The organism is Rhodococcus sp. NPDC060090, from assembly GCF_042729855.1.
Classification (GTDB): Bacteria; Actinomycetota; Actinomycetes; order Mycobacteriales; family Mycobacteriaceae; genus Rhodococcus.
The window spans coordinates 135,684-149,210 of record NZ_JBHWXB010000013.1 but is presented as its reverse complement, the minus strand read 5'-3'; the positions used below and the strand labels follow the sequence as shown (position 1 = coordinate 149,210).

The 13,527-nt window shown below is 66.7% G+C and carries 10 protein-coding genes; 4 read left to right on the top strand and 6 right to left on the bottom strand.

The genetic code is table 11. The features are described 5' to 3' along the window. Positions 1-68: 68 nt before the first annotated feature. The 4 genes from ACFWCF_RS18850 to ACFWCF_RS18835 form a co-directional block, all read right to left on the bottom strand. Entirely contained in the window at positions 69-1,991 is a 1,923-nt protein-coding gene (locus ACFWCF_RS18850) for a glycosyltransferase (RefSeq protein ID WP_378564418.1), read from the bottom strand. Further along, positions 1,988-3,208, bottom strand: a complete 1,221-nt coding sequence (gene glf, locus ACFWCF_RS18845) for a UDP-galactopyranose mutase (RefSeq protein WP_378564415.1) — start codon at positions 3,206-3,208, stop codon at positions 1,988-1,990. Before glf ends, ACFWCF_RS18850 begins: the two co-directional genes overlap by 4 nt. A gap of 74 nt (positions 3,209-3,282) precedes the next feature. Then, a complete protein-coding gene (locus tag ACFWCF_RS18840) occupies positions 3,283-4,038 on the bottom strand; it encodes a MerR family transcriptional regulator (RefSeq protein ID WP_378564412.1) in 756 nt (251 codons plus the stop codon). Between the two features lie 154 nt (positions 4,039-4,192). Further along, positions 4,193-5,749, bottom strand: coding sequence for a SpoIID/LytB domain-containing protein (locus ACFWCF_RS18835; protein WP_378564409.1), 1,557 nt, complete (start codon positions 5,747-5,749; stop codon positions 4,193-4,195). A 306-nt stretch (positions 5,750-6,055) separates the two neighbouring features. Between ACFWCF_RS18835 and ACFWCF_RS18830 the strand changes: the two genes are divergently transcribed. Next, on the top strand, positions 6,056-8,095 hold the full coding sequence (locus ACFWCF_RS18830) for an N-acetylmuramoyl-L-alanine amidase (RefSeq protein ID WP_378564406.1): 2,040 nt from the start codon (positions 6,056-6,058) through the stop codon (positions 8,093-8,095). Positions 8,096-8,119: 24 nt separating this feature from the next. On the opposite strand, the gene ACFWCF_RS18825 is transcribed toward ACFWCF_RS18830, so the two are convergent. After that, on the bottom strand, positions 8,120-8,941 hold the full coding sequence (locus ACFWCF_RS18825; RefSeq protein WP_378564403.1) for an HAD family hydrolase: 822 nt from the start codon (positions 8,939-8,941) through the stop codon (positions 8,120-8,122). A gap of 4 nt (positions 8,942-8,945) precedes the next feature. Continuing rightward, positions 8,946-9,761 carry a lysophospholipid acyltransferase family protein gene (locus ACFWCF_RS18820; RefSeq protein ID WP_378564400.1) on the bottom strand — a complete coding sequence of 272 codons (816 nt, stop codon included), beginning with the start codon at positions 9,759-9,761 and terminating at the stop codon, positions 8,946-8,948. Between the two features lie 64 nt (positions 9,762-9,825). On the opposite strand from ACFWCF_RS18820, the gene ACFWCF_RS18815 reads away from it, so the two are divergent. From ACFWCF_RS18815 to ACFWCF_RS18805, 3 genes are all read left to right on the top strand, one after another. Further along, positions 9,826-10,644, top strand: coding sequence for a hypothetical protein (locus ACFWCF_RS18815; protein ID WP_378564397.1), 819 nt, complete (start codon positions 9,826-9,828; stop codon positions 10,642-10,644). 54 nt (positions 10,645-10,698) lie between these two features. Beyond that, positions 10,699-12,294 (top strand): Rieske 2Fe-2S domain-containing protein, encoded by a 1,596-nt coding sequence (locus tag ACFWCF_RS18810; protein WP_378564394.1) that lies wholly within the window; start codon positions 10,699-10,701, stop codon positions 12,292-12,294. Between the two features lie 201 nt (positions 12,295-12,495). Further along, on the top strand, positions 12,496-13,518 hold the full coding sequence (locus ACFWCF_RS18805) for an alpha/beta hydrolase-fold protein (RefSeq protein WP_378564391.1): 1,023 nt from the start codon (positions 12,496-12,498) through the stop codon (positions 13,516-13,518). Positions 13,519-13,527 lie beyond the last annotated feature (9 nt).

Here is a 13,527-nt window from a genome sequence, read left to right as displayed (position 1 = left end):
CCTCGACGGGCGCGCGGTCGAGGTCGACGCGCACGTCTGCGGTGCCGTCGCCGGCCGGGACAGTGACGCTATCCGTCGATGCCGAAGACACGTTCCCACTCCTCTTTGCTGGTCAGGGCGGGAACCGCATCTCGGTAACGTTGCTTCAGTTCCGGGAAACGCTGTGCGAGTTCGCGCCGCAACCGCAGCGCCTCGGTCAATAGGGCCTGGGCCTGCGCGCGGTCGCGCTTACGGTAGACGACGCCCCGGCCGTCCGCGGTGGTGACCGTCACACCATCGACCTGCGACAGCAGGAACCAGCGGGCATCGATCGTCGGCACGTTGAGCTGCGGACGGGTGTGATGCTCGGGGTTCTCGGCGCGCACGCTGTGCAGTACGCCCTTCGCGAGCCGTTTGATCTTCCCGATCGGGCCGCCAGGCATTCCGACGGCACCCACTTCCGCGCCCGACGGCAACGGCAGTTCGGTCGACGACGGGAGCACGCGGGCGTCCGAGAAGTTCTTCCGCAGCGCATGCACGTCGCCGAGCGACGTGGGCAGTAGTTCGAACAGGTTCTCGGGGCCTGCGAGAAAGTCCTCGATGGCCTTGTTCTGGATCGCGACCGTCGAGTACTCGAGGCACACCAGATGCTTGATGGTGGCCTTGACCGTGTCGAGGACCATGCCCTTCCCGTCGCCCGGCATGTGCAGGGCAGCGACGACCAGACGGTTGCGCAGGTGGAAGTACGCCTGCCAGTCGATGGCGTCGTCCTTGTCGCTCCACGCCATGTGCCAGATCGCGGCACCGGGCATGGTCACCGTGGAGTAGCCGGCGGCGCGGGCACGCAATCCGTACTCGGCGTCGTCCCACTTGATGAACAGCGGCAGCGGCTGCCCGATCTCCTCCGCGACGACGCGCGGGATCATGCACATCCACCAGCCGTTGAAGTCGACGTCGATGCGCCGGTGCAGCAGCTTCGAGTTCTCGCGGTCGCGCAGTGGGTACGCGGAGAAATCGTGGTCGTATTCGACGTTCGGCGCCGCCGACCACATGAAGATCGACCGGTCGACGACCTCGCCCATCGTGTGGAGGTGGCTGCGTTCCTGCAGGTTGAGCATCTGTCCGCCGACGAGGGTCGGAGACTTGGCGAATCGCGAGAACGCGAGTGCGCGCAGGATCGAGTCGGGTTCGATCTCGATGTCGTCGTCCATGAACAGGATGTACGGCGCATCAGTGGTTTTCAGCGCCTCGTACATGATGCGGCTGTAGCCACCGGAGCCACCGAGGTTGGCCTGGTCGTGGATGACGAGGCGGTCGCCGAACGGCGCCGCTGCGTCCTCGAAGCCGTCCTGGTCGCGGACCTTGCGGGTGCCCTGGTCGGGGATGATCATCGCGTCGATGACGTCCATGACCAGCGGGTCCGATGCGAGTGCGCGCAGCGCCGCGACACAGTCGGCCGGCCGGTTGAACGTGGGGATACCCACCGCGACGGACGCCTTGCCGGGTGCCTCGACGGGCGCGAACCAGCCCGCGGCATGGACCGTGACGTCGGTGTCGGTGGTGACATCGAACCAGACCCACCCGCCGTCCTCGAACGGGCCGAGGTCGGTCTCGAGTTCGAGGACGATGCCGGAGCCCTGGAATTCACGGCCCTGCACGTGGATGCGACTCGAATCCGCCTTGCTGCGGTAGATGTCGATACGCCCGTGACCGGTGAGTTCGAGTCGCAGCACCACCGAGTTCAGCGTGCTCCAGCGACGCCAGTAGCTCGCCGGGAACGCGTTGAAGTAGGTGCACAGCGACACCTCGGATTCTCCGCCGATATTCAGCTCGGTGCGGCTCGACGCATGCGCTCGCCGCGCGTTGGTGGCCGATTCCTCGATGTAGAGGGTTCTCACGTCGAGGGGTTCGCCGGGGCGCGGCAGGATGATCCGCTGGAGCAGCGCCTTGCCGAGTGGTTCGTCTGCAGTCGCATCGGGTGCGGGCGCGACGGCGGTGGTGGACCTGCTCATGAGACGTCCCCTGCAATCGGTGCGCCCGACTCGAAGTGCGGCGCCACCGTGTTGTCGAACATGGTCAACGCGCTCGCGATGGCCATGTGCATGTCGAGGTACTGGTAGGTGCCGAGACGGCCGCCGAACAGCACCTTGTTCTCGATGGCTTCGTTCTTGACGAGCTCGCGGTAGGCGTTGACCTTCGCGCGGTCGTCGGCCGTGTTGATCGGGTAGTACGGCTCGTCCTCGTCCTCCGCGAAACGCGAGAACTCACGCATGATGACGGTCTTGTCCGCCGGATACGTATCGCGTTCGGGGTGGAAGTGCCGGAACTCGTGGATGCGGGTGAAGGGCACATCGGCGTCGTTGTAGTTCATGACCGGGGTGCCCTGGAAATCACCGGTGGGCAGAACCTCGGTCTCGAAGTCGAGGGTGCGCCAGCCGAGCTTGCCTTCGGAGTAGTCGAAGTAACGGTCGAGCGGACCGGTGTAGACGACGGGTGCGTCGGGGCTCGCGCCACGGATCTCGTCGCGCACCTCGAACCAGTCGGTGTCGAGCCGGATCTCGATCTTCGGGTCCTTCGCCATGTTCTCGAGCCACGCGGTATAGCCGTCGACGGGCAGACCCTCGTAGGTGTCGTTGAAGTAGCGGTTGTCGAACGTGTACCGCACGGGAAGGCGGGCGATGTTGCCTGCGGGCAGTTCCTTGGGGTCGGTCTGCCACTGCTTGGCGGTGTAGTCGCGGATGAACGCCTCGTACAGAGGACGGCCGATCAGGGAGATCGCCTTCTCCTCGAGGTTCTGCGCATCGGCGGTCGAGATCTCGGCGGACTGTTGCTTGATCAGTTCCCGCGCCTCGTCCGGGCTGTAGTAGCGCCCGAAGAACTGGGAGATCAGGCCGAGGCCCATGGGGAACTGGTAGGCCTGGCCGCCATGCTTCGCGAACACGCGATGTTGGTAGCCGGTGAAGTCGGTGAACTGGGTGACGTAATCCCAGACTCTCTTGTTCGACGTGTGGAACAGATGGGCTCCGTACTTGTGGACCTCGATCCCGGTCTCCGGTTCGGGTTCGGAGTACGCATTGCCACCGAGATGGTGGCGGCGTTCGACCACGAGGACCCGCTTCCCGAGCTGCGTGGCCGCGCGCTCGGCAATCGTCAGTCCGAAGAATCCGGAGCCGACGACGATCAGGTCGTACTCACCGGGAGAGGGCTGGGGCGCTGATGCAGCAGTCACGGAGAACCAGGGTAACGACCTTGTCACCCCGATGCCCTTTCGGTCTGTCGGCGGGTCCCGAAAGGGCCGGGTGATCAGAGGTAATGCTGCAGGGCAGCGCGCACGAACTCGGCTCCGGCGGTACCGCCGTAGTTGGCGGCGAACCGGTCGTCGTCGACGTACATGTCGGCGAGACCGAGCACGTAATCGCGCAGGTTGCAGGCGCCCTCCCCGTGGGCAGGTGTTCCGGGCACAGACCTCAACCACTCGACGTGACGCCGTGCGAGTACCTGGGCCTGTTGTCCGTGCGGGTCGAGACCTGCCTGCGCCGCGGCGGTCCAGTCGGCACCGAGCCGGTCGACGTGCGCCTTCCAGTCGCCACGTTCGTGCTCGCTCATCCCGCGCCACCAGCGGTCGCCGGTGGCATACGCCTGTTCACCCCAGCGCTCCGTCACTTCGTCGCGGTACTGCGTGTGGTCGAACCCGTCGAACACTTCGTTCGCCATCAGATCTTCTCCTTTCTCTGTTTTCTCGAGGGTCGTGCGAACCGCCCGGATCCGGCGTTCGAGTCGGGTTCGCTCGTGTTCGAGCAGTTCGAGGTGGGTACGCAGCGCACCCGCGGTGTCACGGTGGTCGTCGAGGACCTCACGGATCGCGGGTAGTCCGAGACCGAGGTCGCGCAGCAGCAGGATCCGCTGCAGCCGGACCAGCGCGCCCGAGCCGTAGAAGCGCATCCCGTTACGCCCTGTACGGCTCGGTGCAAGCACCCCGACGTCGTCGTAGTGCCGCAGGGTGCGGCTGGTGACGCCGGAGGCCCGGGCGAGCTCCTGGATCGACCATTCGCGCCGCATGGTTTCCGCCCCCGTTCTGCTCGATATCCAGCGTGCATCTTGACGTTGCGTCAATGTCAACGCTGCGGCATTACACAACGCTGCGGCATTACACACAGCAATGCCTCCCACGGACTCCGTGGACGGCATTGCTCACTGTGTCGGGTGGTCAGCTCTATTCGGCGCTGCCGGTGCTCGGGAACCAGTCACGCAGGAAGCTCGAGTCGATGATCTGGGCGCCGACCTCAGGAGTCCACACGATCGCGCCACCGGTGAAGATCCGGAACTTGCCTCGCTCGTCCGGAAGCATCAGTTCGGGTCCGACGGGCGAACCGAGGATGCTCTCGACCCCACCGAGTTCCAGATATGCCCGCTGGATTTCCGAGCTGTCGCTGGTCTCGAACCGAAGTGCTCCCACTTCGGTGTCGATCTCCGGTGCCGGTGTGGGCGGCGGCACGGCCGCTTCGGTGCCTTCCTGCACGGTGAACCAGTCGGACCGCAGTCCGAGCTTGGCACGTGCCTCGGCACCCGTGGTCTCGATGGTCCGATCGGAGCCGATGACGCGGACCTGCGTGGCGCGGCCTCCCGCGTCGCCGAGGTTGTTGCGGGCGATGACGTCGATGTTCTGGAGTTCGCCCACACCGAATGCCGTGCCGATCTCACCGGCGGTGACGGTCTTGGCCCACTGCCGGTTGGGTGCGACCTTGTCGCCGAGGTCCTCGACGGGCGGGAAGGTGCCGCCGGCGCTGTATCCACCGGTCGATGCCGAGAACTCGCTGCGGATGACCGCGCCGTCCTTCATCAGCGCGACTCCCCGGGTGGTGCGGACGGCGTCATCGGTACGGGGGTCCTCCGTTCCCGAACCTCCGTACACCTGGCAGTTCGTCGTGTCGCAGGTCTGCCACTGTTCGCTGCGCTTCTCCGCGAGTGCGTAGGAACGGGCCGCGATGGCCTGGGCCCGCAATGCTTCGGCTCCGCCTGTGTCGGCCCAGCCGGGCAGCGCCTCGGCGGGGACGACGCTGCGCAGGTAGTCCTCGACGTTCAGGCGGTTGACGGTGCGGGCCGCCTCGCCTTCGAGGACCACGCCGATCGCGCCACGGTAGGTGGTGTCGCCCGAGCACAGCTTCAGATGCTCTTCCTTGGGGCGGTCCTCACCGAGATCGACCGGGTCGACCCACGGCAGATCCGTGGCACCCTGCCACAGCACGTCACCGCTGCATCCGGCGGTCACCACGACGTTCGCGCCCCCGTCTGCGTTCGGGGTCAGGTGGGCGGCCTCGCCGGGGCCGACCTGCCTGCCCGCGACGGTGAGTCCGGCATCGGAGTAGACGTCGAGGCTGTGGTCGTCGAGGCCGGTGAGACGCACGGCGATCATGGAGTCTTCGACAGTGCCCAGGGTGGTGCCACCGTAGTAGTGGCCGACGATGCGCTCGGCCGTCCAGCCGTCCTGTGCGTAGCCGTAGGCACCCCACTGGCCCATACCGCGACCGTGGCCGTGACCTTGACCGCTGAAAGTGAACGGGGTGTCGGCGGAGACCGCCTGCCTCACCTCTGGGCCGTCCGATCCGCCGCTCACGAGAACGCCGACGACCGCCCCGGCGAGCAATGCGGGCGCAATGCCGATCGCAGCCGCACGTGTCGCGGCCGGTCGCCATCCGTTGCGTAGCGGCCGGCCGAGGACGACACGCCGTCTGCGAATCTTTCCTTTGCGACGAATCGACTGTCGTGCCATGCGCTCTGCTCCCTTGTTCTCGCATTTCCGCTGGTCACGCGAACGGTCGTCCACGTCATCGCCCGCTCTCGCGGATCGGACATCTCGAGACGCGATGCTCAAGCTCAGGTTGAGGGTTATGGTTTGCTGTGTCTAGTGTGGCAAGAGTGGCGAGGTATCGCAACAAATGTCACAACAGCAACAATGGCATCACAAGTTGCCTTCATCCACGGCTCTTTCCGGCACGGAACAGGCTCGAGGATGTTGGATTCCGACAAGTGATACCGCCTGTCCGAACCCGCGCACACCAACAGGGAGTAGCAAACAGTGCCGCATCGCCGCCCGAAGCCGTCGATCGTCCTGGGTGCCGTCGCCGCCCTGGCCGTCGCAACACCTTTCGCGGTGTCCGGCTTCACCAGTGACCAGACCGAGATCCGACAGACCAGCGATTCCGTCGAGGCCGTTGCGCCCACGATCGCCGAGGTCGTACTCGCATCGGTCCCCGACCTCGTAATTCCCCTCGAGGAACTGACCGGGCTCAACCTTCCCGACATGAGCCTCAAAGAGATCGTCCAGGGAATCCCTGAGGTCAGGACAGCACCCGACCCCAACGGTGGACCGATCGGACACGTGGGCGCCGTCGTCAAGGAACTCACCCGCGACACGCCCTTCAGCCTCGTCGCCCTCACTGCGAGCGACGTCGCCGACACCGATGCGATGATCCGCGCGCAGAACGAGGACGGCACGTGGGGTGCCTGGTCGGTGACCGAACCCCTCGAGACTGCCCGCAACGACTCCTCCCCCGATACGCGCAGAGGCACCGAGGCGATCTTCGTCGGCGCGACCAACGCCGTGCAGGTCCTGCTGACACCGCGACCGGGTCCGGAGCCGAATCTCGCCGGTGCCGAGGCGCCGCCGGAAGCGGCGCCTGCACCGCAGGCACCCGAGGCTCCCGCTGCACCAGAGGCTCCCGCTGCCCCCGAGGCTCCCGCACCGGCTGAAGTGCCTGCACCCGCCGAAGCACCGGCCCCCGTTGCGGCACCCGCAGAGGGCGCACCCGAACTCGGGTACGTCCCCGCGTCGTCGTCACGCCCGCTGCACGCCCAGGATCCCGCCCAGGCCCTCGCCGACAGCGTCAGCGCCGTACTCATCGACCCGGGCACCAGCCCCGCCGATGCCACCCTCTCGGACATCGCGGGCCCGGTGGGCTCCTCCGACCTCAAGGTCATCACCCGCTCACAGTGGGGTGCCGACGAATCGATCCGATGCGACGAGCCCACCTACGACGACTCGCTGGGCGGGGCCACGGTGCACCACACTGCGGGCAGCAACGACTACTCGAAGGCCGAATCCGCGGAGATCGTGCGCGCGATCTACGCCTACCACGCGCAGACACTCGGCTGGTGCGACGTCGGATACAACGTCCTCGTCGACAAGTACGGCCAGATCTTCGAGGGGCGCGCGGGCGGCCTCGATCGCAACGTGCAGGGCGCCCACTCCGGCGGCTTCAACGAGAACACAATGGGTATCGCCATGATGGGCGACTTTTCGTCGGCGACACCACCCGACGCCACCGTCGACTCGGTGGGCAAGTTCCTCGGCTGGCGGCTCGCGAAGGCCGGACTCGACCCCAAGGGGCACACCACGATGTACTCCGAGGGCACCTCGTTCACCCCGTACCCCCGCGGCGCGGCCGTCGACCTGCCGATCATCTTCGCGCACCGCGACGTGGGCAGCACCAGCTGCCCCGGCGACGGCGGATACGCCCAGATGGACAAGATCCGCAACATCGCCGCGGAGGCCGCGAAGGGCACGAGCCCGAGCACCGATCTCGCGACGGACAATCCTCCGCCCGCGCGCGGTGCGGTACCCGACAGCAGTGCAGGGGCGCCGGCCACCGGATCGGCCGACAACGTGCAGAACCTCGTCCAGGAACTGATTCGGCTGGCCGACAATCATCCGCTTGCCCAGAAGTGGATCGCCGAAGGCGGCGAGGCCGGACGTCTGGGTACGGCATTGACATCGATCCTCCCCGTCAAGGGTGGATTCGAGAGCGCCCAGTTCGTCAACGGGGCCATCTACACCTCACCCAACGGCGGTGTGTGGACGGTGCTCGGTGAGATCTACCAGGCGTGGCAGAAGTCCGGGCTCGACGCTGGTGAGCTGGGGTTGCCCACCAGCGACGAGTACCGGGTGCCGGACGGTTGGCGATCGGACTTCGAGTTCGGTTCGCTGATCTTCAACGAGGTCACCGGTGTCGTCACGAAGGTGCTCCGCGCCTACAACGATGCCTACGAGGAGTCGATGCAGGCACCTGCACCGGCACCCGAAGCCGCGCCGGCACCTGAACCGGTGCCCGCGGGCTGACCTACGGTCACCGGCAGATACGAGTCACTGCCACCAGCGTTCGAGGATGCGGGCAACCCCGTCCTCGACGTTGGTGGCAGTGACTTCGTCTGCCACCGATTTGGCCTCGGGGTGTGCGTTCTCCATCGCGACACCGTGACGCGCCATCGACAGCATCGGGATGTCGTTGGGCATGTCGCCGAATGCGACGAGATGTTCGGCCGTCACCCCGAGATGCCGAGCGGCCTCCTGCAGCCCCGACGCCTTCGTGATGCCCGCCGCAGAGATTTCGATGAGGCCGTTGTCGGTCGAGTACGTCAGGTCGACGAGACCGTGTAGCTCCGGCAGGAGCACCTCGGCCATCTCGGCACTGGTCGCACCCGGCTGCCGGATCAACAGCTTGATGGCGGGCTCGGCGATCACGTCGTGCTCGGCGAGTTCGGTGTTGTCCGGATTGAGCCACGCATGCTCGTATCCCGGTGAACTCACGAATTGAGGTGTCGCGGCATCGTGTGCGCTGGCCCCGATCCGTTCGGCCGCGAGCCCGCTCCCCGGCAGGACGGCGACCGCGAGCTCGGCGAGCCACGACAATTCGTCCGTGCCGAGCACCGCGGCGCTGAGTATCCGGTCGGAGGCGCTGTCGTAGAGGACCGCGCCGTTGGCGCATACCGCGAGCGGCGCATACCGGAGTTGGTCGACCACCGGCGCGATCCACCGCGGCGGGCGGCCGGTCGCGAGGACGAACGGAGTGCCGGAATCGATCACCGCATGTACTGCGCTGCGGGTGCGATCGGAAATCCTCTCCGAGTCGTCGATCAGGGTGCCGTCGACATCTGTCGCGACAAGGCTCGGACGCTGAGGGCTCACCCCGTTATTGTGCCGAAGGGTCGTTTCCTGTTGCGCCCGGCTCTCCACCAGTGCCGTCACCGGCCTCGCGACCGGTGCCTTCCGCGTCCTTGCGGGCACGACGTTCGGCCGCGACACGCGCATCCTCGGCGTTTGCTTCCTCGGGCGTCGGTGCCGAACCACCGAGACGCTTCGGCACCCAGTAGGCGCCCGCCTCGTGGCGATAGTCCTTCTGCGCTTCCTGCAGCATCTGCTCCATGGTGGTGTGCAGCTGCGCGGTCATCTCGGCGGCGGGCTCGTACGGCTCGATCGGGGCCCCGACGATGATGGTGATGGGCGTGTTCGTCCGGCCGAGCCGCTTCGGGTGTCCCTTCGTCCACACCCGCTGCGACCCCCACAGCACCATCGGAACGACGGGCACACCGGCTTCGAGGGCCATTCGGGCCGCACCGGACCTGAATTCCTTGAGTTCGAAACTGCGGCTGATCGTCTCCTCGGGAAACACACCGACGAGTTCGCCTCTGCGCAGCGCCTCGACCGCAAGTCGATACGCGTCGCCGGCACCACCGCGGTCGACGGGGATGTGCTTCATGGCGCGCATCATCGGCCCGGAGATCTTGTTGTCGAAGACTTCCTTCTTCGCCATGAATCGGATGTACCGCTTGGTCTCACGTGCAGGTATGCCCGCGTAGGTGAAGTCCATGTAGCCCGTGTGGTTCATCGCGATGACCGCTCCCCCGGTCGCCGGGATCTGTTTCGCCCCGGAGATCCTGAATTTCAGGCCCTGCGCTGCGAACAGTGTGCGTGCCACGCCGATGATGGTCCGGTAGAAGGGTTCCACGTCGGTTAGCGTAGCCGGGTCCACGGCAGCAGACCGATCGCGATCGACGTCAGAGGCGACAGTAATGAGCACCACCACCCGAAAGTCCCGCCTGCTCGCGCTCACCGGCGCAAGCCTCGTAGTGGCCTTGACCACGGTGGGATGCGCGGGCGACGGGCAGTCCGGCATCCCCACCGAGAGCCCCGGACCGCCCGCCGCTACGGAGACCGTCACCGCTGCACCCGCGACGACGGAAGCGCCCGCGGTACCGGTCGGTGACGTGCCGGGCAACGCCGCGGCGACCGAGGCGTTGCAGGCGTGGGTGAACGACCTGGCGTCGGGGAACGACGTGACCGCCGAGTGCTGGACGATCGCCCCCGACCGGGCCGAGGCCATGTATGCGGACGTCGACGCCATCACTGCCGCGGTCCGGCAGCCCGGGCAGGACGGCCAGTACGCGGTGACGTGGTCCGCGGACGGCACCGACGTGTCGGTGCTGCGCAGCGAGATCGCATCCGGATACGCGTGCCCGTACGTGCACCCGGCCGGCGGCGACATCTACACGGGCCGCGACGCCGTCTACGCGGTGGAACGGTTCCTCGGACGTGCCACAGGCGACCCGGTCCACTCCGACGACACCGAGGAGAACTACCCGCTGATCTGCCCGGGGAGGGAGATCTGGGATCCGTGGGGCACCGGCAGTCCGGGAGCACCGCCACTGTCGATGGTTCCGGATGCCCTCGGCGACGTGACGACATTCGACGCGGAATCGGGGACCTTCTCACCTCTCGACGAGGTCTACGGAAGTGTGACGATTCCGGTCGTCGAGGCAGGAACGGCTCGTGACCTGGTTGTCTACGTCACAACCGCATCGAACGGATACTGCCTGGGCGCAGTGGACTGAGCGGCTCCGCCTACCCTGGTGGTCACGTCGGCCAGCCCGTCAGGAGGCAACGAAGTGCAGATCACCAGCGTCGGACACGCGGGTTTCCACATCCAGACCGAAGCCGGGTCCATCCTGTGCGATCCGTGGGTCAACCCTGCCTATTTCGCGTCGTGGGTACCGTTCCCGGACAACACAGCGCTGGATTGGGACGCGCTCGGTGACGTCGATTACCTGTACGTGTCGCACCTGCACAAGGATCACTTCGATCCGGGCACGCTGAGCAAGTACGTCAGCAAGGACGCGAGGGTGCTGCTGCCGGACTATCCGGTGCCGGAGCTGCGGCGTGAACTCGAGGCATTGGGCTTCACCAAGTTCCTCGAGACCACCGACTCCGTCAAGCATCGGATCACCACGGCCGGAATCGAGGTCGCTCCGCAGGCTCCGCTCGAGCCGGGCGAGCTCGACATCATGATCATTGCGCTCCGGGCGCCCGCCGACGGACCGATCGGCGACTCCGGTCTCGTCGTCTCCGACGGCGCAACCACGGTGTTCAACATGAACGATGCGCGTCCGATCGACATGGATCCGATGCACGACGCATTCGGCCGCATCGACATCCACCTGCTGCAGTACTCGGGTGCCATCTGGTACCCGATGGTCTACGACATCCCGAAGAAGACCAAGGCAAACTTCGGCAAGCAGAAACGCCAGCGCGGCATGGACCGCTGCCGCAGCTACATCGAGCAGGTCGGCGCCACCTGGATCGTGCCGTCGGCCGGGCCGCCGGTGTTCCTCGACGACGATCTGCGCGACCTCAACGACGACCACGGCGACGAGGGGAACATCTTCCCCGACCAGCACGTGTTCCTCGAGCAGCTGCGCATCCACGGGCGCGACGGCGGCCTGCTGATGATCCCGGGATCGACCGTGGATCTGGTCGGCAAGGATCGGATGACCCTCACTCACCCGATCCCGGACGAGCAGGTCGATGCGATCTTCACCGACAAGGCCGCCTACATCGAGGACATGGCGCAGCGGTTCGCGCCGATCATCGCGGCGGAGAAGGCCACATGGGCTCCCGCGGAGGGCGAGCCGTTGCTGCCCGCCCTGAAGGCGAAGTTCGAGCCGATCATGGCGCAGTCCGACCTGATCTGCGACGGCATCGGCTACCCCGTGGGTCTGGTGATGGGCTCGGGAGACGACGCCGAAACCGTCGTGCTTGACTTCCCGAAGCGGGTCGTGCGCGAGCCCGTCGAGGGAGAAGGCAAGTACCGCTACGGGTTCCGCATCGCGCCGGAGCTGGTACGGACGGTCCTGCGCGACGACGAACCCGACTGGGTCAACACGATCTTCCTGTCCACTCGCTTCACCGCGTGGCGGATCGGCGGATACAACGAGTTCCTGTACACGTTCTTCAAGTGCCTCACCGACGAGCGGATCGCCTACGCGGACGGCTGGTTCTCCGAGGCCCACGACGACACGGCGTCGATCGAGCTGGGCGGCTACGAGATTCAGCGTCGTTGCCCGCACCTGAAGGCCGACCTGTCGAAGTTCGGCGTGGTCGACGGCACCACGCTCACCTGCAACCTCCACGGCTGGCAGTGGGATCTCGAGTCCGGTCGCTGCAAGACGTCGAAGGGTCACGAGCTGCGCAGCAGCAAACTCTGACGCATCGATGCGTGGTTCCGGTAGCTCTGGCTACCGGAACCACCCACGACTCCCACAGGTTAGGGTCTGCTCACACTTGTGGCAGTCGGCGGAGAGGCGTGATCCAACTTGACCAAGAGCACCACCGTTCCCGCACCCTCTCCGAGGAAGCGTCGACCGGCCCCCGATCGCTCGGTACCCACTCCGCCTACCGCTCGGGCCATGTTGCCGGGTGACGGAACGCCGGTCTTCACCTCCGACGGCAGCGACTGGATCGCGACGTTCGCCGTGGGCGACGCCGCGCTGCCGTCCTCGACAACCGCGGTCTTCCTCGACGTCAACTGCGTCACCGACCGCAGCCTGATCGCCGAGGGCACCATGCACCGCGACACGGACTCACGGTCGTGGGTCCTCTCCGTGCGGGTTCCGGCCGGCTGGCGCGGCGCGTACACGTTCATTCCGTCGAACACACCGCTCACGGTTCCGGAGGGCGACGAGGACCAGCGGAACTGGTGGATCGCCTTCCGCCGGGGCGCCATCGGGACATTCGAGGGCGCTGCCCCCGATGCCGAACCGCAACGACTCCGGACGGGCGCACATCCGGAGGGCATCCTCACGACCGACACGGTGGAGCTCGACGGAATCCCTCGACGCGTCGGCACCTACGTACCGCCGGTGCCGGGTCGCGGCACCGTGGTGTTGTTCGACGGCGACGAGATCCGCCGTCACCGGGTGCTCGCGGCGTTCGACCATCCCGAGAACGCCCCCGCGCGGGTGCTCGTCGTCGACCACATGAGTGCCGACGGCCAGGGACGCAACGTGCGGGCGTCCGATCTGACCGCCAATCCGCGCTTCCGCGACGACCTTCTCGCGTTCGCGGGCGAGCCCGTGACGGTGGGCGGCTGCTCGTACGGCGGACTCGCGTCGATGTTCTTCGCATTGACCCGGCCCGATGCCGTGCGCGGCGCCGCCTGCCTGTCACCGTCGATGTGGTGGCACGACGAGCAGGGCCGAGACGTACCGACCCTTGCAGATGCCGATGAGGGCGGCGAGGTACCCATCCTCAGCGAGGTGGGCTCACTCGAGTGGATGATGCTCGACGAGGTCACCGCCGCCGCAGCGCGGCTGGCCGCGGCCGGACATCCGATCCGTTCGAAGACCTTCGCGGGTGGTCACGACTGGGTGCAGTGGCGCGAGCGGCTGCCCGCGCTGATCACCGAACTGCTGATCACACAGAATTCCTGATCACACAGA